Source organism: Brucella sp. 22210 (genome assembly GCF_052045675.1).
Lineage (GTDB): Bacteria > Pseudomonadota > Alphaproteobacteria > Rhizobiales > Rhizobiaceae > Brucella.
The window spans coordinates 27,140-52,500 of record NZ_JBQEPD010000023.1; the positions used below are offsets into that span (position 1 = coordinate 27,140).

Genomic DNA, 25,361 nt, shown 5'->3' on the forward strand with positions numbered 1-25,361 from the left:
AATTAGTATTTCTTTAATGTTTGGGTCTTAAGTCTCGGCACATGGTGGGTTTCCGCGTCTTAGCGGAGACAGGCATGATGCCGCTCCACTATGCCGGTATCCCTCAAGTCCGGCCTGTCCCTCAGTTTGATTTTTCCCAAGGGGCAAAACAATGGCTAGCATTCTTACAAATTCGTCGGCTCTGACCGCTCTCCAGACTCTGGCTTCGACCAACAAGGCTCTGGAAACCACGCAGAACCGCATTTCGACCGGTCTGCGCATCGGCGAAGCTTCGGACAATGCTTCGTACTGGTCCATCGCAACGTCGATGAAGTCCGACAACAAGGCCAACTCGGCTGTTCAGGACGCTCTCGGCCTCGGCGCTGGTAAGGTTGACACGGCTTACACCGCGATCAACGACATCAAGGACCAGGTCGACAAGATGAAGACCCTCCTGATCAGCGCGCAGGGCGCAAGCCTGGAAGATCAGCAGAAAATTTCGACTGAAATCATGGCTATTCAGGGCCAGATCAAGTCGTCTGCAACCAACGCTAACTACGCTGGTGCTAACCTGCTGGTAAACGACGGCGCTGCTACGGAAGACCTGAAGGTTGTCGCTTCGTACAACCGCGTTGGCACTGACGTAACCATCGACACTGTTGATGTTGCTGCTGCTGACGTTCAGGTTCTCGACACGGCTGGCACCGGCGGCATCGTCGGCGGTCTCCTTGCTTCGACCTTCTTCGACACGACCGGCACGACCGCTCTGGATTCGGCTGCGATCAAGACCGCTCTGGAATCCGTTGAAACCGCGCTGGGCAAGCTCACCACCGGTGCAGCGTCCCTCGGTGCTGCAAAGTCGCGCATCGAAACCCAGACGAGCTTCATTTCGAAGCTGTCGGACTCGGTTGAAAAGGGCGTTGGCCAGCTCGTCGACGCTGACATGAACGCTGAATCTGCTCGCCTTTCGGCTCTGCAGACCCAGCAGCAGCTCGGCATCCAGGCTCTCTCGATCGCTAACTCGTCGAGCCAGTCGATCCTGTCGCTGTTCCGCGGCTAATCGATAACTGAGTAGACAGCAAAGGAGCCGGTTCGCTGGCTCCTGCGAGTTCTCAGGCAAATCAGGGGTTCGCATCCGGACCGACCTGATCGGACCGGATGTCTTTGGGCGGAAAAGGAGCGCGGGATTTATTCCGCGCCCCATTTCGTTGTTGGGCCTTCTCGCTCTAGAAATCACCTGCTTTATCAGCCGCCACTTTCGCGCAAGCTTCGCGGTCTAGTTTGCATCCATCATGATGGCGGTGGTGTCGATGCAGCAGAATTTCCAGCAATTGATCGAACAACTCAGGGGAACGCTTGGCAAGCTTGGCGTGCGCAAGCTTGTTGCGCTCGGGCTTGTGGGTGCCGCCCTGATGGGTGCGATCCTCTACACGAGCTTCTATCTCAGCCGTCCATCCTATGAGACGCTCTATGTCGGTCTGTCGCGCGATGACGTGAACCGCATGGGCCTGGCGCTCGGCGAAGCCGGCATTCCCTTCGATGTGAAGTCGGATGGTTCATCCATTCTGGTGCCGATCGGCAAGGCCGAAACCGCGCGCATGTATCTGGCCGAAAAGGGCCTGCCCACCTCGAACAATGCCGGTTATGAGCTTTTCGACAATATGGGCTCGCTGGGCCTCACCTCCTTCATGCAGGAAATCACCCGTGTTCGCGCGCTGGAAGGCGAAATCGCCCGCACCATTCAGGCGATTCGCGGCGTGAAGGCCGCCCGCGTGCACATCGTTCTGGCTGAAAAGGGCTCGTTCCGTCGTGGCGACCAGAAGCCGTCTGCTTCGGTGGTCATCCGCGCGGAAGGCGGCTTTGCAGCCGAATCGGCGCAGTCGATTCGCCAGCTCGTTGCCGCCGCCGTGCCGTCGCTCGACGCATCGTCCGTCACCGTTCTTGATACCAATGGCCGTCTGCTGGCCTCTGCAGGCGAGGCCGCCAATGGTGCTGCCCTCCTGACCGCATCGCTGGAACAGCAGGTTGCCGGTAATGTTGATGACAGCATCCGCAAGGCGCTGGCACCTTACCTCGGTCTCGGCCATTTCCAGACCAGCGTGCAGGCAACGCTCAATACCGACCGTCGCCAGATCAACGAAACGACCTTCGATCCCGAATCGCGTGTCGAACGTTCGGTCCGCGTGGTGCGTGAAAGTGGCGATTCCCGCAACAATCGCGATAACAATGCGACCGGTGTGGAACAGAACATTCCGCAGGAAGAAATTCAGAACCGCAATGGTGAGACCTCGTCGGAAAAGACCGACCGCCGTGAGGAACTGACCAATTACGAAATGAACAGCAAGACGATTGCGACCGTCAGCGACGGCTATTCCGTCAAGCGCCTGTCGATTGCCGTTGTCATCGACCAGGCCCGCCTGCTGCAAACCGCCGGAACCACGCCGCCACCTGCCAATTTCGTCGATCAGCAGATCACCAAGATTCGCGATCTCGTTGCTACCGCTGCCGGTCTCAATGCAGACCGCGGCGATGTCATCAACGTAACAGCCGTCAACTTCCTTGACCCGGCAGGCGCCGATATGGAGCCGGTTTCGGCGCCATGGACCGATACGCTGCTGCGCCAGAGCGGAAGCTACGTCAACGCGCTGGCCATCCTCGCCGCCGTCGGTCTGCTGATCTGGTTTGGTCTGCGTCCGCTGTTGCGTGACCAGACGGCCAAGCCGGCGGGCACGGAAGTCGCCATCCGCGAAGCTAGTGAAATCGCAACGCCGAATTTCGTCGGGACACAGGCAGGCACCGAAGGCCATCAGGCTGTCATTGGCGGACCGGAAGCCTATGCCGATCAGATGAAGACCAGTCTCAGCGATCTGCGCCAGCGTATGCGTATGCCTGCCAAGCTTCGTCTGGAGCAGATGATCGAGATGGATGAAGAACGCGTTGCTGCCGTTCTCAAGCAGTGGATCGGCGGAAATGCTGCCAAGCAGCCTGTCCCTGCCGAACGGGTCAACGCACCGGAGCTTGAGGCTGCCTGATAATGAGCGCGCTCCCTCTCAGCCGTTATCTTCCTGATTTTTCGACCCATCGCATTGCCGATGAGGCGGTGGAGATCATTGCCGCCCCGGTGCAGCCGCAGCCATTGAAGCAGGAGCCGGTCCAGCGTGCGCGTTCAGCCGAACGGGCAAAGGAGACCAAGGCTCCCCATTTCGCCGACAAGCTGGATGCAGTCCAACAGGCGGAAGTGGCGGCGATTATCGCGGTCGAGGAAGAAAAACGCACGGCCTTCGAGACCGGTCACGTGCAGGGCCAAACGCTTGGCCGCGAGGAAGGGCACAGGCACGCCGAAGCGCTTTACGAAGCCGAGAAAGCCCGGTTGCTTCGCGAGCATGAGACCGAAATCGAAAATCTTCGCGCCGCTTTCTCGCGTGAACAGGCGTTGTTGCTGGCGCGCAGCCTGACGGAAGCGCTGACCGCGCTGGAACAGAACTGTTCCGCCCAGATTGCCGAGATTCTGGCACCGCTTCTCGTCGGAAAGCTTGAGCACGACGCAGTTTTGGAATTTGCCCATCGTATTGCCGCGCTGGCGCTGGAAGGTGAAGCACCGGAAATCTCCGGTCCGGCAAGGCTGCTGGCCCCGCTGCGTGATCATGCGGCCCTGCTGCCATCCGGCTGCCGGTTTTCTGAAAACGCATCGGATGAACTGTCCTTTTCCTTTGGCGAACGGGTGCTGGAAACGCGCATCGCGCCGCTTCTTGAAGAATTGAAGGCTGCGGTCCAATGAGCATCGATCCCGAAACCAAGCGCGAAATCATCATTGTTCGCCGTGGCGGGCATGACGACCATGACGGCCACCATGGCGGCGTGTGGAAAATCGCCTATGCTGACTTTATGACCGCCATGATGGCGTTCTTCCTCGTCATGTGGCTGATCAATGCCGCCAATGAGGAAACCAAGGCGGCTGTCGCCAGCTATTTCAATCCCGTCAAGTTGATGGACCGGCAGTCCAGCCCGAAAGGCGTGCAGGACATTGACGAGAAAGACGGCAAGGTTCGCTTTGACAGTGACCAGAAGGTCGATGATAGCACCAAGGTCATCAACGACACCAAGGTGCAGCCACCAAGCGAGCAGGAGGAGCGTCAGCTTTTCCGCGAGCCTTATGCGGTTTTGTCGGAACTGGCGCATGAAACCGGCGTGTTGCAGAATCAGTCTGCCAAGGGTGACGGCGGCACATCGCAATCCGGCCCGGCCACCGGTGCCGATGGCGGCGATGCCTATCGCGATCCGTTCAGCCCGGATTACTGGTCGAGCAAGGCTGCCGACGAGCTGACGCCTCCAAATGCCGCTCCCTCTACGCCGCCCAAGCCGGAAACGGCGGAGGCAAAGCCGGAAGAGGCTGCAAAGCCTGCCGAAGCGCCTGCAAAAGATCAGGATCAGCTCATCGCGGAACTGAAAAAGGCTGCGGAAGGCGAAAAGTCCACTGCGGCCAAGCAGGGCAGCAAGGCTGAACCCATGCCGGATGTGACGGTTGTGCCGGTCGATGGCGGTGTGATGATCCAGCTCACCGACAAGATCGATTATGGCATGTTCACCATCGGCTCTGCAAAGCCCGATGCGCGCGTGGTCCAGATGCTGGAACGCATAGCGCAGGTGATTTCCCGTCAGCCGGGAGAAGTCATCATCAGTGGTCACACCGATTCGCGCCCGTTCAAGAGCGCAAGCTATGACAACTGGCGTCTGTCTTCGGCGCGTGCGCAGATGGCCTATTACATGCTGGTTCGCGGCGGGCTGGATGAAAAACGCGTGCTGCGCGTCGAAGGCTATGCTGATCGCCAGCCAAAAATCGCCAATGATCCGAATGCGGCAGAGAACCGCCGCATCGATATTTTCCTCAAGTCTGCCCCATGAAGCGGCTCGTTCAGCGCTCCCTGATGTTTGCTTTGACTGTGAGCCTGCCTCTGGCGGGAACGTCGATGCATGTCTATGCGCAGGCGCAACAGGGCGGCAGCACGGGCGCTACCTTGCCGGTGCTGGAGCCTTACAAGCTCGTGCGTTCGCTGCGCATGTTGCAGGATCAGGTGGTAGCCGGAAAGCCGGAAGCCGTGGTCATGCTGAACAAGCTTCTGGCTTTTATCAGCGCTGACATGGCCCGCGCGCCGAAGGAAGCCTGGGACAATCCCGAAAACATCTATGCGGCGATTATCTACCTCTTCAATGGCGGTAATCCCGACGCGGTGCGCAAGGTTCTGGCCGATCTCAACACAGATGTGGTGCCGCAGGAACTGATCAAAGGCGCTTTGGCCTATGCCTCCGGGCAGATGATCGAAGTCGTGAAGCTGTTCTCCGTTCCGCTGTCACCGGATGTGCCTTCCGAGCTGAAGGCTTCTATCGTGCTCGTGACTGCCAGCCAGATGACCGCCTTCGATCCGGCCACGGCGCTGCTGCGGCTGGATCAAGTGCGGCTCGAAGCGCCGGGCACGCTGTTCGAGGAAGCGGCGATCCGTCGTTCAATGCCGATTGCTGCCAAGCTTGGCGATGCCGAAAAGATCAGAATGCTGGCGCGCAACTATCTTCAGCGCTTTCCCCGCTCACCCTATATGCGTGATTTCATGGGACAATTTGTCAGCGCGGCGCTCAAGCTCAATGACCGTATCGGCAATGCCGAACTGGTGAAGCTGATCGCTGCCGCCGATCCGGTGATGCAATATTCGCTCTATCTCCAGATCGCGCGCGGCGCTCTGGTGGACGGCCAGACCGAGCGCGCGCGTTTCATGTCTGCCGAGGCGCGCAAGCTCGCCGACCGGCTGAAGGCCGATCCGACACGCGCCAATCTTTATGCGGCGGCGAGCGGTGTCGCTTCCGATTCGGCGGGAAGTGCCTTGCGTGAACTGTCGCAGATTTCGCCTGATCGTTTGCAGGAGCCTGACCGCAAGCTGTTGAAGGCTGCCGAGACCGTTGGTTCGGTCGTGACCCGCGCGCCGGACGCCCTGCCGCCTGCAAAAGCAGCGCCCGAACCCGCTGTGGATGACCGTAAGATACCAGCCATGGCGGTAGCGGATGCGCCCGTCACAGCCCCTGTCGCGACGCCCGTTGCTACACCTGTGGCGGCACAGGTTTCGTCGCCGGTTGCGGGTTGGAAGCCGACACCGGCGCAGCCCACAGACGATTTGCAGAAGACCATGGACGATGCCCGGCGCAAGCTTGCCGAGATCGACGCTTTGCTAGGGGAGACCATTCGATGAGCGTGGATATTTTGCTCGGTCAGGCCGGGCGGATCGCTTCGCCGACCCGCAGTCTGGCGCCACAGCAGGCCAACGGACAAGGCAAGGCGGCAGTGGATGGGCAGGAAAATTCCGACCCGTCGCAGCTGTTCGGCGCGCTTCTGGAAAAGCCGCATGGCAAGCCGGTCGCCAAGGGTGAAGATGCGGAAACCGTGCAGGCCGATGAGAAGGACGAGCAGAAATCGGACGCGTCAACGCAAGCTTCATCCTGGGTTGTGTCACAGAATGTCCTTTCTTTGGCTGCAAATTTGCCTAATTTGAGCAGCGAAAGCCACATTTCCGCCACAGAAAATCTGGCGAAAAAGACCGGAAAGGCTGCGCTTGCACAAGCTGAAGGCGAGGATGCAGACGCCATCGAAGGCAAGGAAGCGCAGGTCGGTGCAGACACCGCCATCAACGTGAAGCGAAAGAGTGAAGCAACCCAAAATCTCGCGCCTGCTGCAAACACAAAGCCGTCTTCCAAATCCGCTCAGGCCGCATCCAGCGAGGCAACTGCCACGCAACAGGACACAGCCGCGGAGAAGCCCGAAGCGGATCTTGCCGATCTCCTGAAAGGCGACAAGCCAGCCGGTAGTCAGCCGGCTAATTCCGGTGCCGCTGATCGCGGTGTCTTCCAGCCGCAGCAGACCGCCAGCAAGTCCGCCGTGCCAGTGGAAGGGAAGGCGGCGGCGGCCACCCAGCAGGCTGTGCGGGTGGCAGATGTGCAGGTGGTTTCAGAGCGTAGTTTTGGCTCGGTGAAGACCCTGCAAATCCGGCTCGATCCGGTCGATCTGGGGCAGGTGACGGCGCGCATCCGCGTGGTGCCGGATGGTGTGGAAGTGCATCTTGTAGCGGACAAGGCGCAAGCCGCCGAGGCGCTTTCCGCTGACCGCTCGGTGATCGAAAAGGCGCTGAAAAGTGCAGGTATTGGCGACGATGCCCGCATTACTGTAACCGTTGCCGATCGCAGCGCGCCAAGCGCTGTACAGCACGTCGCTGCAAGCCAGAATGCTGGCCAGCAACAGGCGGGCGCCCAGCAGCAATCATCCGGCCAGCAACAGGCTTTCAACATGCAGGGCGGCTTCGATGGCCGCAATGGCGCGCAATCTCAGGCACAGGCACAGTTTGCAAGCGGCGAGGGCAGGCAGAATGGCGATTCCAGCCAAACGGGACAAGACCGGTCCGGCAAGCAGACAGGTTCCGAAACTGCGGCGCGTGACACTGTTGCAGGCACTGCTGGCCGCAGTCGCGGTCTGGTTGTGTAGCACCAGCATCGCTGCAGCCGAAAATGTCTGCGAGCGCGAAATGCATCGTGCTTCCGCGCGTTATGATGTGCCGCTCGGCATCCTCTACGCTGTCGGGCTGACCGAAACCGGACGCAAGAATTCATTGCAACCTTATGCGATGAATATCGAGGGCCGGGCAGAATTTCTCCCGTCGCAAGGGGCGGCCCTGAAGCGCTTTACCGAGGTGCGTGCCGGGGGCGCAAAGCTGATTGACCTTGGTTGCATGCAGATCAACTACTACTATCACGGGCAGGAATTTCCGTCGGTCGCGTCCATGCTGATACCGAGCCTTAATGTCGATTACGCGGCCCGCTTTCTAAAGCAGCTTCGCACCCGCGAAGGCAACTGGACGATGGCCGTCGCACGCTACCATGCAGGCCCGAACAACAACCCGGCACAGAAGCGATATGTCTGCCGGGTGATGGCCAATATGGTCGCGACCGGCTTCGGAAACTGGACGCCAGACGCAAAAATATTTTGCGGCGTCTGAAACCTGTCCTCGCAATATCACTAAAATTTTAACGGTTGTAGAGCGGCGCTCCATACACGCCGTTCGAGGCTGCACAATCAGTGATTGTCTTTCGGATTGCAGACTAATTTAGGTTAGCAATAATTAAGCCCTTGTAATGAATCGTAAAACATCGTGAGCCGTTAACGTCTCGTTAAGGGTCGGCCCGCTATTCTTCCCATGTGCAATGCAATCTGCACGATTCCCCTTAAATTAGATAATGCTAAAATGCCTCACAATTTATTGCGGGCAATTTCTTGCCATTGTCGCCGAGTCACTCCGCCAGTTACCTCTGTCTTGCTTGGGCTAACATATTGATTCGGAAGGCGGGCCGATGATTGTCGTCGTGGATGACAGAGATATTGTCACTGAAGGCTATGCCTCATGGTTTGGCCGTGAAGGCATCACGACGACGGGCTTCACACCGGCAGATTTCGACGAATGGGTAGAGACCGTTCCGCGGCAGGATATTATGGCCGTCGAAGCGTTCCTCATTGGCGAATGCGCAACCCAGCATCGTCTTCCCGCCCGAATTCGTGAACGCTGCAAGGCCCCCGTCATTGCGCTCAACGACCGTCCCTCGCTCGAGCATACGCTGGAGCTTTTTCAATCCGGGGTTGACGATGTTGTGCGCAAGCCCATCCACGTTCGCGAGATCCTCGCCCGCATCAATGCGATCCGCCGCCGCGCGGCTGGTTCGCAGAGCGTTGCAGAGGCCGGCACCGATCTCGGCCCCATCCGCGTTTTCTCCGATGGGCGTGATCCGCAGATCAACGGCGTTGATTTTCCGCTGCCGCGCCGTGAGCGCCGCATTCTGGAATATCTAATTGCCAATCGCGGTCGCCGTATCAACAAGGCGCAGATTTTCGGCGCGATCTACGGCATTTTCGATAGCGAAGTCGAAGAGAACGTCGTGGAAAGCCACATCAGCAAGCTGCGCAAGAAGTTGCGCGAGCAGCTTGGCTTCGACCCCATCGATTCCAAGCGCTTCCTCGGCTACTGCATCAGCATCGAGTAGTGCCCCATTCGTTCTTTGAATGGTTTGCTTGTTTCAGGTTCTGAGTTCCCAGTTCCCAGTCAGTGTCTCAGCGCAGTTCAGAGCCGGATTCCGGTCTTTCAAAAGCTGCGCCCGTGCCCCGGTAAAAAGGCAAAATCTCGCGACGCTACAGCTTCACGCAAGCATGGCACGTTAGAATCGTAACAAGTTCTAAAATTCTCGGCTAGAAATGTCAGGAGCTGGCAATGAGTCTCTACGGTATGATGCGGACGGGTGTTTCGGGCATGAATGCTCAGGCAAACCGTCTCTCGGCTGTCGCGGACAATATCGCGAATGCGAGCACGATCGGGTACAAGCGCGCTGAAACGCAGTTTTCGTCGCTTGTTCTGCCGAGCAGTGGCGGCCAGTACAATTCCGGCAGCGTGCTGACCTCGGTGCGTTACGGTATTTCGGATCAGGGCGGCATCCGCTCCACATCGTCGACGACCGACCTTGCCATTGACGGCAACGGCTATTTCCTCGTGCAGGGCGCGGATGGCGCGACCTATCTGACGCGCGCGGGATCGTTCGTGCCCGACAAGGATGGCAATCTGGTCAATACGGCTGGCTATTACCTGCTTGGTTCGGCTGACGGCAGCGTTGCGCCGGACCTGAACGGCCTTTCGATCGTCAATGTCAATGCGCCTGATCTGACGGCTATCGGCAGCACGGCGGGCACGTTCACGGTCAATCTGCCGACAACCGATACGCCGCCTGCGACTGCGGGTGACTATAACCACAAGACCTCGCTGATCTCCTACAACAATGCGGGTGAGGCGGTTAAGCTCGACGTCTATTTCACCAAGAATGCGGATGATACCTGGTCGGTTTCGGTCAAGAACGCTGCCGACAATGTCGAAATCGGCACCGGCACGCTGACCTTCGATCCGGTAACGGGTGCGGTGGTTTCCGGCGGTAACGTTTCTGTCGACCTGACCGGCTACAATGGCGGCACGCTGGACCTCAATCTCGGCGCATCGACGGCGCGTACAGGCAGCTACACGATTTCGCAGGCCACCATCAACGGCCAGGCGCCGTCGTCGCTGCAAAGTGTCGATGTGGGCGCGGATGGTTCGGTTGTCGCGATTTACGAAAACGGTTCGCAGCAGGTGCTCTACCGTTTGCCGCTGGCAACCGTGGCCAGCCCTGACCGCATGACGGTGGTAAGCGGCAACGTGTTTTCGCCAAGCGCTGCATCGGGCGCGGTCACCGTCGGTTATCCGCAGAGCGATGGCATGGGCAAGATCATGTCCGGCTCGCTTGAGGAATCAAACGCCGATATCGCGCAGGAGCTGACCGATATGATCGAAGCCCAGCGCAGCTATACGGCCAATTCGAAAGTCTTCCAGACCGGCTCAGAACTGATGGACGTTCTGGTCAATCTGAAGAGATAAGTTAAGCGTTTGCGGGAAGCCTAACCTTCCCGCAAACGCTCTGTTTTGTTTATGAGGGGAAAAGGATGTCACTCAGTTCTGCTCTATCGACGGCCAAAAGCTCGCTTGCGGCGACGTCCAAGCAGACCTCGGTCGTTTCGCGCAATATTGCAGGCGTGAACGATCCCGACTATTCGCGGCGCACTGCCTCCCTCGTTTCTGGGCCTTATGGCTCGCTTTATGTGAATGTCACCCGCTCGGCCGATGAGGCGCTGTTCAATCGCTACATCCAGTCCAACAGCACGGCGGCCTCCTCTTCGGCTCTCGCAAGCGGTCTCGACCGCCTTTCGTCGATTTATTCCGCAGACAATTACTCTGGTTCGCCATCGGCTTTGATGGGCGATCTGCGCGATGCTCTCCAGACCTATTCGGCCTCGCCGGCCAATTCGTCGCTCGGCGACAGCGTCGTGTCCACGGCGCAGGCGCTTGCCAATGCGCTGAACGACGGCACCAAGCAGGTGCAGGCGCTACGCGAGGATGCCGATAGCGAAATCGCTGTCTCGGTCGCCAATATCAACGATCTTCTGTCCAAGTTCGAACAGGTCAACAAGGACGTCGTCAGCGGCACGCGCGCCTGTCGCGACGTGTCGGACGCGCTGGATCAGCGCGACGCGCTTCTGAAGCAGATTTCGAGTGAACTCGGCATCACCACCATGACGCGCGGCGACAACAACATGGTGATCTTCGCCGATAATGGCGTGACGCTGTTTGAAACCACCGCACGCGCCGTGACCTTTGCGCCATCGGGCAGCCTGACTGCCGGTACTGCTGGCAATGCCGTGCTGGTGGATGGCGTGCCGCTCAGCCACGATACGTTCGACCAGCCTTATGGCACGGGCCGTCTCAGCGGGCTTCTGCAGTTGCGCGACCAGATTGCGCCGCAATATCAGATGCAGCTCGATGAGATTGCGCGCGGCCTCGTTTCGATGTTTTCCGAATCGGATCAGTCCGGTAATGGCGGCGCGGACAAGACGGGTCTCTTCAGCTGGTCGGGTTCGCCAGCCGTGCCGGGCGCAAGCCTGACGTCGGGGATTGCAGGGACGATCAAGGTATCGTCGGCCTTCGTGTCATCGGAAGGCGGCAGCCCGAGCTATCTGCGTGACGGCGGCGCAAATGGCGCCGACTATGTCTATAATTCGGACAATGCCGCCGGTTTCAACGACCGTCTGCTCGCGCTCAACGAAGCGTTTTCGACGCCGTTCAGCTTCGACGCTTCGGCCGGGCTCAAGGCCAATTCGAGCCTGATCGACTATGGTTCATCCTCGGTCAGCTGGCTTGAAGGCAAGCGCAAGACGGCCAATAGCGATTATACCTACAACCAGACGGTAGCAACCCAGGCCGATCAGGCCATGTCCAACGCCAACGGTGTCAATATCGATACCGAAATGGCGCTGCTTCTCGATCTGGAACATTCCTATCAGGCATCGAGCCGCGTGCTGACGACGGTCAATTCGATGCTCGACGATTTGCTCGCGGCGGTGTGAGGCTCATGAAAGCGCAATCAGTTTCCAACTATGGTACAGCTTCCGCCCTTCGGGCGCTTGTCAGCAAGAGCAAGGCCGATCTGGTCAAGGCCCAGCAGGAAGCGACGACGGGAACCGTCTTCGATGTCGGGCTGGCACTTGGCACGAAGTCCGGCCAGAGCGTTTCCTTGCGCAAGGAATATGACCGGCTGAGCGTTTTGCTGGACATGAACAATCTTGTGCAGCAGCGGATGACGACGACGCAGACCGCGACCAGTTCCGTCATTGAAACGACGCAGGATTTTCTCGCCAGTCTGACTGGCGTGAGCAATTCCAGTGAAAGCGGCCAGACGATTGCCGAAACTGCACGCGCCGCGCTGAACAGCGTTACGGGCCTGCTCAACACCAGCTATAACGGCGAATATATCTTCTCCGGCGTCAATACGGATGTGAAGCCGGTTGCCGACTATACCGACGGCGGCACCGTGCAGACGGCGATCCGCGATGCTTTTGCAGCACATTTCGGCTTCACCGTGGACGATCCTCAGGTCGCCAATATCACCGCTGACGAAATGACTACATTTCTCCAGGGCGATTATGCCGACCAGTTCAACGATGCAAATTGGGACGCCAACTGGTCCGACGCATCGGATACGGCCATCAAGAGCCGTATTTCACCGACCGAAACGGCTGATACCTCGATCAGCGCCAATGCCAATGGTTTCCGCAAGGCGATCATGTCTTTTGCGATGATCGCGGAGTTCGCCAATATCGGACTGAACAATTCGGCGTTTCAGGCGCTGACCTCCGAGGCGATGCAGACGACCACGCAGGCCGTGACCGAGGTGACGGCGTCGCAGACGACGCTTGGCCTTGCGCAGTCGCGCACCTCGCAGGCAGTGACGCGCATCACCGCGCAGCAGAAAATCCTGAACGACTCGGTTCTCAATCTTGAGGAAGTCGATCCTTATGAGGCGGCGACCCGCGTCAACGATCTGAAGACGCAGATTGAAACCTCCTATCAGCTGACGGTTCAGCTCCAGAGCATGAGCCTGCTCAACTATTTGAAATAAAGCGGGCAACATCATAACGGCGGTAGCATGAGGCGACCCGCACCGATGATGCCCAAAAGCGGAGACGACATGTATCAGTTGCGCTACGAAGATGTCATGAATGACGATATGGCGAGCGCCAAGGACCGCGAACGGATGCTTTTCGACCGTTCGATAGACATGCTCGCGGCTGCCAAGGTCAATGGCGCCGGTTCGCGTGAAGGCATTGATGCCGGCTATTTCACGATGCGGCTCTGGACCACGATCATCGACGATCTGGGTTCGGAGGAGAATGCGCTGCCAAAAGAGCTGAAAGCGGCAATCATCTCCATCGGCATTTTCGTGCTCAAGGAGCTGGAACGCATTCGCCAGGGCGAGAGCAATGATTACGATACGCTGATCGATATTACGCGGTCGATCCGGGACGGTCTTTGAAATGGCGGTCAACGGTAAATCGGCAATCCGCCTGTCGCTTCGGGCGGGCGAGAAAATTTACATCAACGGCGCAGTGCTGAAGGCTGACCGCAAGGTATCGCTGGAACTGCTCAACGATGCGACGTTCCTTCTGGAAAACCATGTGCTCCAGCCGGACCAGACGACGTCACCGCTGCGCCAGCTTTATTTCGCGGCGCAGATGATGCTCATCGAGCCTTCCTTGCGCGAGCAGGCGCGCCAGACCTTTGGGCAAATGCTGAAAGGCATGTTCAAGGCATTTTCCGATCCGGAAATCCTGAATGCGCTGAAGATCGTCGACGAGCTGGTGCATAACGGGCGCGTTTTCGAGGCATTGAAAACGATCCGCGCGCAATATCCGCGCGAGGCGGAGCTGATGCCGGAACAGAGCGTCATGCCGCGAGCCAAGAATCCGGATCAGGTCAGGGAGACAGGTCTATGACCACGACAACAGCGGTTACCAATACGACGACCACCACCAATAATTCGTCAAGCTCCAGCTCGGCAGCGAAGGCGGACGTCGATTACAACTCGTTTTTGAAACTGCTGGTCGCCCAGATGAAGAATCAGGATCCGACGCAGCCGATGGACGCGACGCAATATGTTTCGCAGCTCGCGACCTTTTCCGGCGTCGAGCAGTCCGTGCAGATGAACACCAAGCTGGAAACGCTGATCGCCAACTCGTCGTTGTCGCAGGCGGAAGGCTGGATCGGTCGCACGGTGACCAGTGCCGATGGCACGATTTCCGGCGTGGTGAAATCGGTCACGATCCAGCAGTCCGGCATGCTCGCCGAGCTGGAAGACGGGCAGACCGTCACCATCGGTCAAGGCGTCAAGGTCAGCTAAGGGCGATCCCGGTGAACGAAGCTGATGCGCTGGATATCGTCAACTCGGCGGTTTGGACCGTGCTGATGGCCAGCGGCCCGGCGGTCCTTGCCGCCATGCTTATCGGCATCGGCATCGCGCTGTTTCAGGCACTGACGCAGGTGCAGGAAATGACCCTGACGTTCGTTCCGAAGATCGTCGTCATCTTCATCGTACTGGCCGTAACCGCACCTTTTGTTGGCGCGCAGATCAATTCCTTCACGCTGCTCGTTTATTCGCGCATCGAAAAGGGCTTCTAAAGCATTTCCAGCAAACGCGCGAAGCGCCTATGCGGAGAAATCAGTCCACTGGACTGATTTCTGATCCCGTTCCGATGCGTAGGACAATGCGACAAAGCCAAAGAGATCACAAAATCCTCGCGCAAGCTTCGCAAGCTAAGGTCCGCTTCGTAACAGGAGACGGACGTGCAGCAGGCAGCGGCTAAACCCTTCATAAAAAGCGGATTTCTGACCGGCAGCGATATGGGCCTGGCGGCAGGCATCATCATCATCCTGACGGTGCTTTTCCTGCCCGTTCCGGCCATGGTGCTGGATATCGGTCTGGCTTTTTCCATCGCTTTCTCGGTGCTTATCCTGATGGTGGCGCTGTGGATTCAGCGGCCGCTTGATTTCTCGGCCTTTCCAACCGTCCTGCTGATCGCGACCATGATGCGCCTCTCGCTCAATATTGCGACGACGCGTGTGATTCTCACCCACGGCAATGAAGGCTATCTCGCTGCGGGTCACGTGATTCACGGCTTCTCGCAATTCGTGATGGGCGGCGATTTTGTCATCGGTCTCGTCGTTTTCTGTATCCTGATCATCGTCAACTTCCTCGTCATCACCAAGGGTGCGACGCGTATCGCAGAAGTGGGCGCACGCTTTACCCTCGACGCCATTCCCGGCAAGCAGATGGCCATCGATGCCGATCTTTCGTCGGGCCTGATCGATGAGAAGGAAGCGCAACGCCGCCGCCGCGAACTGGAAGAAGAAAGCTCCTTCTTCGGTTCGATGGACGGTGCCTCGAAATTCGTGCGTGGCGACGCCATTGCCGGTCTGATCATCACCGCCGTCAACATCTTCGGCGGTATCATCATCGGCGTTACCCGCCATGACATGAACATTTCCCATGCAGCCGACGTCTTCACCAAACTGTCGGTCGGTGACGGTCTCGTCACGCAGATTCCTGCCCTTATCGTTTCGCTCGCCGCCGGTCTTCTGGTGTCGAAGGGTGGAACGCGCGGCTCTGCCGATCAGGCGATTTTCGGCCAGCTTGGCGCTTATCCAAAGGCGCTTCTGGTAGCGTCCATGCTGCTGTTCGTTCTCGGTATCATGCCGGGCCTTCCAGCATTTCCATTCTTCATGTTGGGCGGCGCAATGGCGTTTGTCGGTATTGCCGTGCCCCGCCGTCAGGCGCGCCAGCGCGAGGCCGAAGCCGCCGAAGCAGGCAAGAAGCAGCGCGAGGCCGAGGATCAGGAGCGCAATTCCGTCAAGGCATCGCTGGAAACCAGCCAGATTGAACTGTGCCTCGGCAAGCAGCTTTCCGCACGCCTGATGGCGTCGCAGCAGGAGCTGGCGCATCGCGTCAACAAGATGCGTCGCAAATTCGCGCAGGAATATGGCTTCGTCATTCCCGAGATCAAGGTGACCGACGATCTCGCCCTGCAGCCGAAAAGCTACCGCATCAAGATTCACGGCACGTCGGTGGCAAGCCATGAACTGCGCGTTGGTGAAATTCTGGTGGTGCTGGGCGAGCGTCCGATTCCGTCGATCCCCGGCGAGGAAACGCGCGAGCCGGCCTTCGGCATGCGCGCCTATTCGGTGCCGGAAACCTTCGCTTCGGATTTGCGCCGCGACGGCTATATGACGGTCGATAACCTGTCCGTCCTGCTCACCCATCTCAGCGAAATCGTGCGCAACAATCTGGCTCAGCTCCTGTCCTACAAGGATATGCGCATTCTGCTGGATCGTCTGGGGCCGGAATATCGCAAGCTGGTTGAGGATATCAGCCCGGCGCATATTTCCTATTCCGGTTTGCAGGCTGTGCTGAAGCTTCTGCTGGCCGAGCGGGTATCGATCCGCAACCTGCATCTCATTCTCGAAGCCATTGCGGAAATCGCGCCGCTGGTGCGCCGTCCGGAAATGATTGTCGAACATGTGCGCATGCGCATGGCGCAGCAGATTTGCGGCGACCTTTCCGACAATGGCGTGCTCAATGTGCTGCGTCTTGGCAATCGCTGGGATCTGGTGTTCCACCAGAGCCTCAAGCGCGACGCCAAGGGCGAAATCGTCGAGTTCGATATCGACCCGCGCCTGCTGGAACAGTTCGGCACGGAAGCATCGACAGTCATTCGCAAGCATTTCGACAATGGCGAGCGATTCGTCCTCGTATCGTCGCCAGAAGCGCGGCCCTATATCCGGATGATCATCGAGCGCCTGTTCGCAACCTTGCCGGTGCTGTCACATGTCGAGATAGCGCGCGGCGTGGAGGTGAAATCGCTCGGCGCGATTTCATAGGTCCAGGTTCTTCGATTCTTACGCGGAAAGGGGCCTGAGTGCCGATCGCGCAACTGCCGCTCAACGATATCATTCTGGCAGCCGTTCTGGCGTTCTGCCGGGTCGGCGCATGCCTGATGCTGATGCCGGGGATTTCGAGCGCGCGTATTCCCTTGCAGGTACGGCTCTTCATCGCGCTGGCTTGCTCCTTCGCAGTGTTGCCGCTGGTGTTGTCACGCATTGTCACAGCCGTCGATGGCGGTGCGCCGTGGACGCTGTTTCGTCTGATGGCGAGCGAGATGTTTGTCGGCGCGGTGATCGGCATTCTGGCGCATATCTATTTCTGGGCGCTGCAATTCATGGCCAACACCATGGCGATGGCCATAGGCTTTAGCGGCTCACCCGCCGATGCGATTACCGAATCGGAACCGCAGGCAACGCTGGCGACCATCGTGACATTCAGTGCGCTGTTGTTGTTCTTCGTCACCGACATGCATCTGGAAATTCTGCGCGCACTGCTGAATTCCTATACGGCCATTCCGGTGGACGGACGATTCCGGCCCGATGCGGCGATGATCGATTTTACCGATGCGCTGTCATCGGCATTCATGGCGACATTGCGAATCGCAGCGCCATTCATCGTCTTTGCGATTCTCGTCAATTTCGCGATCGGTCTGGTCAACAAGCTGACGCCGTCGATCCCGATCTACTTCGTGTCGATGCCTTTCGTGCTGGGGGGCGGGCTGCTGGTGATCTATTTCATCCTGCCGGAACTCCTGCGCTTCTTTACGAACGAAACGGCTACGCAAATGCGCGCTTTGTTTTGAGGTGGCCATGGCCCAGACCAACACACGCAATCTCAAGAAGCTGATCGATTTGCAGAAGCTCGGCAGCGCCCGGCTCGAATCGGCGCTTGCCGTTTCCAATGCGCGCAAGCTTGCGCTGGAAGAGGAGCGTCTGGCGCTCATCGCCATGCAGGACCGGCGCTATGACGGCGCCGTCTTCGATATCGATCCGTCACTGCTCATCAAGCGTCTTGGCGCAAACGTAGTCGAATCGATGGCGCTCGAATCAAAGCTCGAATCGGAGCGCAGCGCGCTTTTGAAGGAACAACGGCGGGTTGAATTGCTGGAAGATCGGCTGGAAGAGGCCAAAAGCGAGCTGGACCGGCACGAACTGGCCAGTCTGATCGAGGAATTTGTTAGCCGGAAAACCACGAAAACGCCGTCTGGGCCGCGCTGAACTCGCCCACAAGTTTCAGTCAAGTTTGACCCATTATGGTGCACTCATAGGATGAAGAAGGAAACCTTGCATGGCGATCAACCCGCCGTCAGATCTGGTGATGGATGTAGCCCGCGCGGCCGATCCGCAGGCCTATCGCATGGCGGCGGAACGGTTGAAGTCGGTATCCGGCACCATGCAGGCGACGGCGTCTTCCGTGACGGGACTGACGCGGGATAATTTCGCGAGCTTTTCCGACAGTCTTTCGGCGGGCGTGACGATGCGGCCCGACGCGCAGAATACGATCAATCCGGCCTATCGGAAATTCGAGGCCTTCATGCTGCAATCCTTTGTCCAGTCGATGTTTACCAGTGACACGACAGCGACCTTCGGCAAGGGCATAGCAGGCGATTACTGGAAGTCGATGATGGCGGAAGCCATGGCAAACAAGATGGCGGATGTCGGCGGTGTCGGCATTGCCAAACTGCTTGAGGAGCAGGCGGCGCGCAAAGGGCGGGCAGATGCGCCGACCACTGCAGCATTAGGAGATGTGATCAACAATCTGGGAGAGACTATGAGCAACAATGCGGTTTCGAACGATCTGATACACGGGTTCGAACGCACGCTCATCCAAAAGCAGCTTGAGAAAAACGACGACGCGGATAGCGCGCGCGGCTGAACGATAAATACCGCAGAGCGCAACGCGACGTCCCCCGAAATTGAGGAACCTTGAAATGACCGAGACAAGCTCTGAAACCAGCCTGCCGCCGGAAGAATCGCTGGTTCTCGCCCAGGCGAGCGAACAGGTGCATGATCTGGTGAAGTCGGAACTGACGATGGAACCGGCGCAGAACCCGACTTTGAAGCCGGTGGTTCGTGCCATCCAGCGTCTTGAGGACGTCATCGAGACCGAAACGCGCCTTCTCATGGAAGGTGGCAATCCCGATCTCGCTGAAATCAATTCCCGCAAAAGCCGTGGTCTCTATGATTTCAACAAGGCCATCAAGAAGGCTGCCGGTCTGGCCGAGCCTGCATCGCTGAAAGGCTTGCAGCCGCTGCTCGACAGTCTGAAGCAGAAGCTTGAGAAGAACTGTGAAGCGTTGCAGCTGCATCTGCGTGCAGTCGGCGAGCTTGCCGACGTGATCCGCGGCGCATTGGAAACACAGGAAGCCGACGGCACCTATTCCATGCAGAGCGCGAGGCTCGGTCACGCGCGATGATCCGCATTTTCGTCATTGGCCTGTGGATTTGCGCTGTCGCCTTCGGGTCGCTGTTTATGGCGACCCGTCAGAACTCGGCATCGTCCGGTGAGGCGCAGGCTGCTGTTGGCGGCTTCGGCGGCGTGGATTACGTCAAGACGGACGTGATGAGCGTGCCGATCATCTCCAATGGCGGTGTCGCGGGCTATGTCGTGGCTCAGCTCGTCTACACGGTCGATTCGAATATCCGCAAGAAGCTGAGCGTGCCGCTGGAGCTGTTCATCAGCGACGAGATTTTCCGCAAGTTCTACGGCAGCTATTCGGATACGAAAGAGGTCGAGAAAGTGCAGTTCGAGGATGTCCGTGTCTCGATCATCTCAGACCTGAATGCGCGGTTCCCGGAACCGGTGATCAAGGACCTGCTGGTCGAGCAGTTCAACTATATTTCTGCTGAAGAAATCCGCGCCATGAACATGCGCGGCGAGCCGACATCGACAGCCCCGGCCAACCAGACGCCCGCAAAGCAGGCCAATGCCAATATCAACAATGGGCAGGCGGCTCACAGCGAATAGTATTTTCCGCCAAGCTGGGCCAGCCGTTCGCTGTCCAGCGGTGTGACGGTCGGATCGGTGATCAATTCGACGCCGATTTCCCGGCCGTTGCGCCAGGCGATGCGGGCCAGAAGGGCGCGCTTGTAATAGTCATCGAACAGCCAGAACCTGTCGGGCAAGGTCGGGGTTTCCATGGTTCTCAGCTTGGCGCCATGGGGGGACAAGTCGCTGAACTGGCACTCAACGATAAACTGTCCGTCCAGGTCTATCAGTTTCCCCGAACGTAACCTTGTCCTCTGTCTTTCTTCCCTGCGCCGCTCCTGCGGCGACTTCATGCGCGCCATATGAAAATCTTACCCACTAATCCCCTGAACTAGGTATTTTTAGCAGATTTCGATTTCCGAAGCGTTACTTTTAAAGTTTCACTTCCAAAATTAGGTACTTCCAATGGGTTAGGCTCTTGTTAGGCTTGGGGGCCCTAGTGATCACCACAGGCCTGGCACAAGCCGCGCAGTTCGAGCGTCGTCTTGCGCGACTTGAAACCGTTTTGCAGGCTCCAGGCGCTGACGAGATTTTCAATCGCCGCATCGGAAAATTCCGTCACCTGACCGCATTTCTCGCAGATCGCAAAGGCGACGAGACCCTGCTGATGGCATTGAGGATGCGCGCAGGCCACGAAAGCATTGAGGCTTTCGAGGCGATGGATAAGCCCGTAATCGAGCAGCTTTTCCAGCGCACGATAGACCTGAAGCGGCGCGCGAAAGCCGTCATCCCGCAGCTGGTCGAGTATCGTATAGGCGCTGAGCGGCCCTTCCGCCTTGGACAGAACATCGAAAACGAGTGTCTGGTTGCGGGTCAGATCCTGTTGCGTGTGATGATGGTGGTGATGCGTGCTCATTGTTCAGCAGTCCGTTCCGGTGTGGCCTCAGCTCTCTTATGTAAGGGCAGAAGGCTGAAAATGAAAATGGCAAGCGCCGCGACCACGATCGAAGGGCCCGACGGCGTGTCGAAATGGATGGAGCCATAAAGCCCGCCGACAACGCCTGCCGCGCCGATCAGCGATGAAAGCACCGCCATTTGCTCAGGCGTTGAGGCGAAACGGCGGGATGTCGCAGCCGGTATGATCAGCAGCGACGTGATCAGCAGAATGCCGACGATCTTCATCGCAATGGCAATGACGATTGCCAGAAGCAGCATGAAGATGACACGCGAGACGGCGGGGTTCATGCCTTCGGCCCGTGCGATATCTTCGCTAACAGTCGCGGCCAGCATGGGCCGCCACAACCAGGCCAGCACAGCGAGCACGAAAGCACCGCCACCGTAGATATAGACGATATCTATGCGCGAAACGGCTAGAAGATCGCCGAACAGGAAGGAAAGAAGATCGACGCGAACCCATGTCATGAAGGCGACGATCACCAGACCGAGCGACAGGGTGGCATGGGACAGGATGCCGAGCAGCGAATCCGCCGACAATGTGTGGCGGCGTTGCAAAAGCAGCAGGATCGCGGAAATCGCAACCGACACAGCGAAGACGCCGATCATCAGATTGATGTCGAAGATGAGCGCCAGTGCCACGCCGAGCAAGGCGGAATGGGCCATGGTGTCGCCGAAATAGGCCATGCGTCGCCAGACGATGAAGCAGCCGAGAGGCCCGGTCGTCAGCGCCAGCCCGATACCGGCAATCAAAGCGCGGGTGAAAAAGTCGTCAAGCACGGTGTACACCTTCCCCATGATGATGTTGGTGATGCTCGTGCTCGTGCTCGTGCTCGTGCTCGTTATGATGGCCGTCATCGGCATGGCAATGATCGGTCACCGAACCGTCGCTGTGCAGCACGCGCCCGTCCGGCAGATGCGTGTGATCATGGTGATGCTCATAAACGGCGAGCGGCCCAACGGCGCGACTGCCGAACAGGCGCATATATTCCGGGCTTGCGGTCACGTCACGCGGGGTTCCGCTGCAACAGACATGACCGTTGAGGCAGATGACCCGGTCGGTCGCCGCCATGACGAGATGCAGATCGTGCGAGATCAGCAATACTCCACAACCGGTCTCGTCACGGAGCCGCGCAATCAGTTCATAAAGAGCGGCCTCGCCGGAAAAATCCACGCCCTGCACAGGTTCGTCCAGCACCATGATATCCGGCTTTCGCGCCAGCGCACGCGCCATCAAGGCGCGCTGGAATTCGCCGCCTGAAAGATGAGCCGTCTCGGCTTTCAGGAGATGCGGGATGCCGACCGCTTCAAGCGCCGCGGTGATTTCCTGTTTGCTCAAGGGGCCGGTCAGCGTCAGCAGACGTTCCACGGAAAGCGGCAGGGTGCGGTCGATATTGATCTTTTGCGGAACGTAGCCAATGCGCAGGCCGGGCTTGTGGATGATTTCGCCTTCGTCGGGCTTGAGAATGCGCAGCGCCATCTTGGCTGCGGTGCTTTTGCCCGCGCCATTCGGCCCGATAAGCGTGACGATCTCGCCGCGCTCGACCTTTAGATCGACATTGCGCACAAGCCAGCGCCCGTCGCGATAAACACCGGCGTTCTTCAGTTCAATCAGCGTATCCCGCGCCTGACTGGTGGCCTGACTGGCGGGGATTGTATTCTTTCTGACCATTGCAATCGGGGCTTTCGCTGCCTGTATCTTCGTATCGATCTCATTCAGTCAGACCGATACGCGTTCTAACGGATCATCTGCCGATTCGGACTTTTTCCCAGCGTCTTTTTCGGGCGGCGTGACACGCCATATCCCGATTATGAAATCCACCCGCCCATGCTGTCACACAGGACAGCAATTTCAGGATGAATGCGATATCGCCAAAAAAAGCCGGGGTGAATTTCTCCAAAAAAGGGTTGCTTAACCTTATGGCAGACGTTATAGCATAACGCAACTGACGTAATAAAATAACATATCATCAGATATGATGCTCATCCCCGCTCATTCAAGAGAGATAACATGAAACATTTGCGTTCCCTGCTGCTCGCCTCCGCATTCCTCACCGGTCTGGGCGGCAGCGCCTTTGCCGCAGAACGAGACGGCGTTGTCGTTTCGATCAAGCCGCTTCATTCGCTTGTTTCTGCCGTCATGCAGGGCGTTGGCGAGCCGAAACTGATCGTGCAGGGTGCGGGTTCGGAGCATGTCTATAGCCTCAAGCCTTCGGATGCCGAGGCCATCGAACATGCCAAGGTGATCTTCTGGGCTGGCCCGTCGATGGAAACCTTCCTCGACAAGCCGTTTGATACGTTGGGCGAAGGCGCCAAGGTTGTCGCGCTTGGTGAATCGGAAGGGCTGACCCGGCTGAAATTCCGCGAAGGCGGTCCGTTCGAGGCGCATGATCATGGCCATGAGGGCGAAGGTCATTCGGAAGCGGGCGAGGGGCACTCCCATGAAGGCCACGACCATGCCCATGGGCATGATGACGGCGACAAGAAGGAAGCGGAAGCCGGTCACGATCACGCTGCCGAAGCGGGCGAAGGTGCGCATGAGCACCACCATCACCACGGCGAATATGATCTGCATTTCTGGCTCGATCCGGAAAACGGCAAGGTGCTGGTCACCAACATTGCCAAGGTGCTGAGCGAGAACGATCCGGCCCATGCCGTACAATATGAGCAGAACGCAAAGAACTATGCCGAAAAGCTGGACGCGCTGACCAAGGACATTGCGACGGAATTGCAGCCGGTGAAGGACAAGCCGTTTGTCGTGTTCCACGATGCCTATCAGTATTTTGAAAATCGCTTCGGCGTGAAGGCTGCCGGTTCCATCACGGTCAGCCCGGAAAAGGCGCCTGGCGCCGCCCGCATCCAGCAGATCCACGACAAGATCAAGTCGCTCAAGGTTGCTTGCGTGTTCTCCGAACCGCAGTTCGAACCGAAGCTCGTCAATACGGTTATCGATGGAACGGATGCCAAGACCGGCGTTCTGGATCCGCTCGGTGCAGAATTGAAGGACGGCCCCGATCTCTATCCGCAGCTGATCCACAATCTGGCGGATTCGCTGAAAACTTGCCTGTCCTCGTAATAGCTGCGGTTGCTGTCCCTTCCTAAAGCGTTTGCAACCGCAACGGCGCCGGGTCATCCCTCGGGTGGCCCGGCGCAAGATAATCCGTCAATGGCGGCGCTGCCGCCTGTTTTTTACACTTCATATGTAATGATATAACATTAAAAGGACGATGTTATGAGAAAACGGCTCCCGGTCACAGTCCTCTCCGGCTTCCTCGGTGCTGGCAAGACGACGCTTCTCAATCACGTGCTCAACAATCGCGAGAACCGCCGCGTTGCGGTTATCGTCAACGATATGAGCGAGATCAATATCGATGCCTCGCTGGTGCGCGAAGGGGGTGCCAATCTTTCACGCACCGAAGAGCAGCTGGTGGAAATGACCAATGGCTGCATCTGCTGCACGCTGCGCGACGATCTTCTGAAGGAAGTCTCGCAACTGGCCGAGCAGGGGCGCTTCGATTATCTACTGATCGAATCGACAGGCATTTCGGAGCCGCTGCCCGTGGCGGCGACCTTCGAGTTTCGTGACGAGCAGGACAAGAGCCTGGCCGATGTGGCGCGGCTCGATACGATGGTGACGGTCGTGGATGCGGCCAATCTGCTGAAAGACTATGCGTCGAACGATTTTCTCCGCGACCGGGGAGAGTCGCTGGGCGATGAAGATGAGCGAACCCTTGTCGATCTTCTGGTCGAGCAGATCGAGTTTGCCGATGTGGTGGTGCTGAACAAGGTTTCGACGGCGTCGCCCGAAGAACGCGATCTGGCTCGCAAGGTCATTCATTCGCTCAACCCCGATGCGCGTATCGAAGAGGTTGATTTCGGGCAGGTGCCGCTCGATGCCATATTGGATACGCGCCTGTTCGACTTCAACAAGGCGCATGAACATCCGCTTTGGTACAAGGAGCTTTACGGCTTCAACGACCATGTGCCGGAAAGCGAGGAATATGGCGTTCGCTCCTTCGTCTATCGCGCGCGTCGGCCTTTCGACCCCGCAAAGTTCCAGTCTTTTCTCGATAAAAGCTGGCCGGGCGTGGTGCGGGCCAAGGGGTTTTTCTGGCTGGCGACCCAGCCGGACTTTGTCGGCGAGATCAGTCAGGCTGGCGCTTTGGTGCGTACAACCAAGCGCGGGCGCTGGTGGTCGGCGGTGCCGAAAAACTATTGGCCGACCGAGCCGGGCTGGACGAGCGCGATGGAGCCTTACTTCCACAAGGTCTGGGGTGATCGCCGTCAGGAGATCGTCTTCATCGGTGTCGATCCGATGCGCGAGGAATCGTTGACCGCCGAGCTGGACACATGTCTGGTGGAAGATGAGACCTTTGCGCCGGAACGCTGGTCGGCGCTGGCCGATCCGTTCCCGAACTGGTCGGTCGCGGCCTGAACTAAAATGCTATTCCGACAGCGAGGCGAGCGCCTTGCTGTCGGCAAGCGTGCGGTGATCCAGCACATTGGCAATGGCTTCACGCACATCCAGCATCATCAGGCGCACTTCGCATTCTTCTTCATCGCAGTCGTCGCAAGGGTGATAGTCGGTCTTGCTTGCACAGGCGATGGGAGCCAGCGCGCCATCCAGCGCA

The 25,361-nt window shown here is 58.3% G+C and carries 28 protein-coding genes (1 of these 28 cut by a window edge); 23 read left to right on the plus strand and 5 right to left on the minus strand.

Features of this window, described 5'->3' with window-relative positions; translation table 11 throughout:
* Window positions 1-151: 151 nt before the first annotated feature.
* The 21 genes from ACTJKP_RS20750 to ACTJKP_RS20850 all read left to right on the plus strand — a co-directional run bounded on the left by ACTJKP_RS20750 (window position 152) and on the right by ACTJKP_RS20850 (window position 19,815).
* Window positions 152-1,039 carry a flagellin N-terminal helical domain-containing protein gene (locus ACTJKP_RS20750; protein WP_440631998.1) on the plus strand — a complete coding sequence of 296 codons (888 nt, stop codon included), beginning with the start codon at window positions 152-154 and terminating at the stop codon, window positions 1,037-1,039.
* A gap of 235 nt (window positions 1,040-1,274) precedes the next feature.
* Window positions 1,275-3,011 (plus strand): flagellar basal-body MS-ring/collar protein FliF, encoded by a 1,737-nt coding sequence (gene fliF / locus ACTJKP_RS20755; protein ID WP_440632012.1) that lies wholly within the window; start codon window positions 1,275-1,277, stop codon window positions 3,009-3,011.
* Window positions 3,012-3,013: 2 nt separating this feature from the next.
* On the plus strand, window positions 3,014-3,757 hold the full coding sequence (locus ACTJKP_RS20760; protein ID WP_440631999.1) for a hypothetical protein: 744 nt from the start codon (window positions 3,014-3,016) through the stop codon (window positions 3,755-3,757).
* Window positions 3,754-4,881, plus strand: coding sequence for a flagellar motor protein MotB (locus tag ACTJKP_RS20765; protein ID WP_440632000.1), 1,128 nt, complete (start codon window positions 3,754-3,756; stop codon window positions 4,879-4,881). The genes ACTJKP_RS20760 and ACTJKP_RS20765 overlap by 4 nt, the downstream gene beginning before the upstream one ends.
* Window positions 4,878-6,215, plus strand: a complete 1,338-nt coding sequence (locus ACTJKP_RS20770; protein WP_440632001.1) for a chemotaxis protein — start codon at window positions 4,878-4,880, stop codon at window positions 6,213-6,215. The genes ACTJKP_RS20765 and ACTJKP_RS20770 overlap by 4 nt, the downstream gene beginning before the upstream one ends.
* Entirely contained in the window at window positions 6,212-7,498 is a 1,287-nt protein-coding gene (gene fliK, locus ACTJKP_RS20775; RefSeq protein WP_440632002.1) for a flagellar hook-length control protein FliK, read from the plus strand. The genes ACTJKP_RS20770 and fliK overlap by 4 nt, the downstream gene beginning before the upstream one ends.
* Window positions 7,383-8,009 (plus strand): transglycosylase SLT domain-containing protein, encoded by a 627-nt coding sequence (locus ACTJKP_RS20780; RefSeq protein WP_151592234.1) that lies wholly within the window; start codon window positions 7,383-7,385, stop codon window positions 8,007-8,009. The genes fliK and ACTJKP_RS20780 overlap by 116 nt, the downstream gene beginning before the upstream one ends.
* Window positions 8,010-8,361: 352 nt before the next feature.
* Window positions 8,362-9,045 carry a flagellar transcriptional regulator FtcR gene (gene ftcR / locus ACTJKP_RS20785; protein WP_078340871.1) on the plus strand — a complete coding sequence of 228 codons (684 nt, stop codon included), beginning with the start codon at window positions 8,362-8,364 and terminating at the stop codon, window positions 9,043-9,045.
* Between the two features lie 224 nt (window positions 9,046-9,269).
* Entirely contained in the window at window positions 9,270-10,457 is a 1,188-nt protein-coding gene (locus ACTJKP_RS20790) for a flagellar hook protein FlgE (RefSeq protein WP_078340872.1), read from the plus strand.
* 65 nt (window positions 10,458-10,522) lie between these two features.
* Entirely contained in the window at window positions 10,523-11,980 is a 1,458-nt protein-coding gene (flgK, locus tag ACTJKP_RS20795; protein ID WP_440632003.1) for a flagellar hook-associated protein FlgK, read from the plus strand.
* Between the two features lie 5 nt (window positions 11,981-11,985).
* Window positions 11,986-13,032: a flagellar hook-associated family protein gene (locus tag ACTJKP_RS20800; RefSeq protein WP_440632004.1), complete on the plus strand. Its 1,047-nt coding sequence runs from the start codon at window positions 11,986-11,988 to the stop codon at window positions 13,030-13,032.
* A 69-nt stretch (window positions 13,033-13,101) separates the two neighbouring features.
* Window positions 13,102-13,446: a flagellar biosynthesis regulator FlaF gene (gene flaF / locus ACTJKP_RS20805; protein ID WP_078340875.1), complete on the plus strand. Its 345-nt coding sequence runs from the start codon at window positions 13,102-13,104 to the stop codon at window positions 13,444-13,446.
* A 1-nt stretch (window position 13,447) separates the two neighbouring features.
* Window positions 13,448-13,906, plus strand: coding sequence for a flagellar biosynthesis repressor FlbT (gene flbT / locus ACTJKP_RS20810; RefSeq protein ID WP_138787303.1), 459 nt, complete (start codon window positions 13,448-13,450; stop codon window positions 13,904-13,906).
* Window positions 13,903-14,310 (plus strand): flagellar hook assembly protein FlgD, encoded by a 408-nt coding sequence (flgD, locus tag ACTJKP_RS20815; protein WP_138787304.1) that lies wholly within the window; start codon window positions 13,903-13,905, stop codon window positions 14,308-14,310. Before flbT ends, flgD begins: the two co-directional genes overlap by 4 nt.
* A gap of 11 nt (window positions 14,311-14,321) precedes the next feature.
* The gene (fliQ, locus tag ACTJKP_RS20820; RefSeq protein ID WP_078340878.1) at window positions 14,322-14,588 is read left to right on the plus strand and encodes a flagellar biosynthesis protein FliQ; all 267 of its coding nucleotides are present in this window, start codon (window positions 14,322-14,324) and stop codon (window positions 14,586-14,588) included.
* Window positions 14,589-14,753: 165 nt separating this feature from the next.
* Window positions 14,754-16,844, plus strand: coding sequence for a flagellar biosynthesis protein FlhA (gene flhA / locus ACTJKP_RS20825; protein ID WP_078340880.1), 2,091 nt, complete (start codon window positions 14,754-14,756; stop codon window positions 16,842-16,844).
* Window positions 16,845-16,882: 38 nt separating this feature from the next.
* Window positions 16,883-17,650 carry a flagellar biosynthetic protein FliR gene (fliR, locus tag ACTJKP_RS20830; protein ID WP_078340881.1) on the plus strand — a complete coding sequence of 256 codons (768 nt, stop codon included), beginning with the start codon at window positions 16,883-16,885 and terminating at the stop codon, window positions 17,648-17,650.
* Window positions 17,651-17,657: 7 nt separating this feature from the next.
* Window positions 17,658-18,065 (plus strand): hypothetical protein, encoded by a 408-nt coding sequence (locus ACTJKP_RS20835; RefSeq protein ID WP_440632005.1) that lies wholly within the window; start codon window positions 17,658-17,660, stop codon window positions 18,063-18,065.
* Between the two features lie 70 nt (window positions 18,066-18,135).
* Window positions 18,136-18,723: a rod-binding protein gene (locus ACTJKP_RS20840; RefSeq protein WP_078340883.1), complete on the plus strand. Its 588-nt coding sequence runs from the start codon at window positions 18,136-18,138 to the stop codon at window positions 18,721-18,723.
* Between the two features lie 157 nt (window positions 18,724-18,880).
* Entirely contained in the window at window positions 18,881-19,264 is a 384-nt protein-coding gene (locus tag ACTJKP_RS20845; RefSeq protein ID WP_440632013.1) for a flagellar protein FlgN, read from the plus strand.
* Complete coding sequence (locus ACTJKP_RS20850) at window positions 19,261-19,815, plus strand: hypothetical protein (protein WP_440632006.1); 555 nt, start codon at window positions 19,261-19,263, stop codon at window positions 19,813-19,815. Before ACTJKP_RS20845 ends, ACTJKP_RS20850 begins: the two co-directional genes overlap by 4 nt.
* Here ACTJKP_RS20850 and ACTJKP_RS20855 read toward each other — a convergent pair.
* The 4 genes from ACTJKP_RS20855 to ACTJKP_RS20870 all read right to left on the minus strand — a co-directional run bounded on the left by ACTJKP_RS20855 (window position 19,803) and on the right by ACTJKP_RS20870 (window position 22,402).
* Entirely contained in the window at window positions 19,803-20,138 is a 336-nt protein-coding gene (locus ACTJKP_RS20855; protein WP_078340886.1) for a PilZ domain-containing protein, read from the minus strand. The genes ACTJKP_RS20850 and ACTJKP_RS20855 overlap by 13 nt on opposite strands.
* A gap of 134 nt (window positions 20,139-20,272) precedes the next feature.
* On the minus strand, window positions 20,273-20,692 hold the full coding sequence (locus ACTJKP_RS20860; RefSeq protein ID WP_078340887.1) for a Fur family transcriptional regulator: 420 nt from the start codon (window positions 20,690-20,692) through the stop codon (window positions 20,273-20,275).
* Window positions 20,689-21,528 (minus strand): zinc ABC transporter permease subunit ZnuB, encoded by an 840-nt coding sequence (gene znuB / locus ACTJKP_RS20865; RefSeq protein WP_078340888.1) that lies wholly within the window; start codon window positions 21,526-21,528, stop codon window positions 20,689-20,691. Before znuB ends, ACTJKP_RS20860 begins: the two co-directional genes overlap by 4 nt.
* On the minus strand, window positions 21,503-22,402 hold the full coding sequence (locus ACTJKP_RS20870) for an ATP-binding cassette domain-containing protein (protein ID WP_440632007.1): 900 nt from the start codon (window positions 22,400-22,402) through the stop codon (window positions 21,503-21,505). Before ACTJKP_RS20870 ends, znuB begins: the two co-directional genes overlap by 26 nt.
* Window positions 22,403-22,741: 339 nt before the next feature.
* On the opposite strand from ACTJKP_RS20870, the gene znuA reads away from it, so the two are divergent.
* A complete protein-coding gene (gene znuA / locus ACTJKP_RS20875; RefSeq protein WP_440632008.1) occupies window positions 22,742-23,806 on the plus strand; it encodes a zinc ABC transporter substrate-binding protein ZnuA in 1,065 nt (354 codons plus the stop codon).
* A gap of 156 nt (window positions 23,807-23,962) precedes the next feature.
* Window positions 23,963-25,165 carry a zinc metallochaperone GTPase ZigA gene (gene zigA, locus ACTJKP_RS20880; protein ID WP_440632009.1) on the plus strand — a complete coding sequence of 401 codons (1,203 nt, stop codon included), beginning with the start codon at window positions 23,963-23,965 and terminating at the stop codon, window positions 25,163-25,165.
* A gap of 9 nt (window positions 25,166-25,174) precedes the next feature.
* Here the strand turns inward: zigA and ACTJKP_RS20885 are convergent, their stop codons facing one another.
* A protein-coding gene (locus ACTJKP_RS20885; RefSeq protein ID WP_440632010.1) for an RrF2 family transcriptional regulator crosses the window boundary here: on the minus strand, window positions 25,175-25,361 show its 3' portion. It continues 239 nt past the right edge of the window; 187 of the gene's 426 nt are visible here — the last part of the coding sequence; the start codon falls outside the window, past its right edge; its stop codon occupies window positions 25,175-25,177.

Bases quoted from the DNA above. Each gene is read 5' to 3' on its own strand.
- ACTJKP_RS20750 (WP_440631998.1), top strand. From the start codon at position 152: ATGGCTAGCATTCTTACAAATTCGTCGGCTCTGACCGCTCTCCAGACT.
- fliF (WP_440632012.1), top strand. From the start codon at position 1,275: ATGGCGGTGGTGTCGATGCAGCAGAATTTCCAGCAATTGATCGAACAA.
- ACTJKP_RS20760 (WP_440631999.1), top strand. From the start codon at position 3,014: ATGAGCGCGCTCCCTCTCAGCCGTTATCTTCCTGATTTTTCGACCCAT.
- ACTJKP_RS20765 (WP_440632000.1), top strand. From the start codon at position 3,754: ATGAGCATCGATCCCGAAACCAAGCGCGAAATCATCATTGTTCGCCGT.
- ACTJKP_RS20770 (WP_440632001.1), top strand. From the start codon at position 4,878: ATGAAGCGGCTCGTTCAGCGCTCCCTGATGTTTGCTTTGACTGTGAGC.
- fliK (WP_440632002.1), top strand. From the start codon at position 6,212: ATGAGCGTGGATATTTTGCTCGGTCAGGCCGGGCGGATCGCTTCGCCG.
- ACTJKP_RS20780 (WP_151592234.1), top strand. From the start codon at position 7,383: ATGGCGATTCCAGCCAAACGGGACAAGACCGGTCCGGCAAGCAGACAG.
- ftcR (WP_078340871.1), top strand. From the start codon at position 8,362: ATGATTGTCGTCGTGGATGACAGAGATATTGTCACTGAAGGCTATGCC.
- ACTJKP_RS20790 (WP_078340872.1), top strand. From the start codon at position 9,270: ATGAGTCTCTACGGTATGATGCGGACGGGTGTTTCGGGCATGAATGCT.
- flgK (WP_440632003.1), top strand. From the start codon at position 10,523: ATGTCACTCAGTTCTGCTCTATCGACGGCCAAAAGCTCGCTTGCGGCG.
- ACTJKP_RS20800 (WP_440632004.1), top strand. From the start codon at position 11,986: ATGAAAGCGCAATCAGTTTCCAACTATGGTACAGCTTCCGCCCTTCGG.
- flaF (WP_078340875.1), top strand. From the start codon at position 13,102: ATGTATCAGTTGCGCTACGAAGATGTCATGAATGACGATATGGCGAGC.
- flbT (WP_138787303.1), top strand. From the start codon at position 13,448: ATGGCGGTCAACGGTAAATCGGCAATCCGCCTGTCGCTTCGGGCGGGC.
- flgD (WP_138787304.1), top strand. From the start codon at position 13,903: ATGACCACGACAACAGCGGTTACCAATACGACGACCACCACCAATAAT.
- ACTJKP_RS20835 (WP_440632005.1), top strand. From the start codon at position 17,658: ATGGCCCAGACCAACACACGCAATCTCAAGAAGCTGATCGATTTGCAG.
- ACTJKP_RS20840 (WP_078340883.1), top strand. From the start codon at position 18,136: ATGGCGATCAACCCGCCGTCAGATCTGGTGATGGATGTAGCCCGCGCG.
- ACTJKP_RS20845 (WP_440632013.1), top strand. From the start codon at position 18,881: ATGGAACCGGCGCAGAACCCGACTTTGAAGCCGGTGGTTCGTGCCATC.
- ACTJKP_RS20850 (WP_440632006.1), top strand. From the start codon at position 19,261: ATGATCCGCATTTTCGTCATTGGCCTGTGGATTTGCGCTGTCGCCTTC.
- ACTJKP_RS20855 (WP_078340886.1), bottom strand. From the start codon at position 20,138: ATGGCGCGCATGAAGTCGCCGCAGGAGCGGCGCAGGGAAGAAAGACAG.
- ACTJKP_RS20860 (WP_078340887.1), bottom strand. From the start codon at position 20,692: ATGAGCACGCATCACCACCATCATCACACGCAACAGGATCTGACCCGC.
- znuB (WP_078340888.1), bottom strand. From the start codon at position 21,528: ATGGGGAAGGTGTACACCGTGCTTGACGACTTTTTCACCCGCGCTTTG.
- ACTJKP_RS20870 (WP_440632007.1), bottom strand. From the start codon at position 22,402: ATGGTCAGAAAGAATACAATCCCCGCCAGTCAGGCCACCAGTCAGGCG.
- znuA (WP_440632008.1), top strand. From the start codon at position 22,742: ATGAAACATTTGCGTTCCCTGCTGCTCGCCTCCGCATTCCTCACCGGT.
- zigA (WP_440632009.1), top strand. From the start codon at position 23,963: ATGAGAAAACGGCTCCCGGTCACAGTCCTCTCCGGCTTCCTCGGTGCT.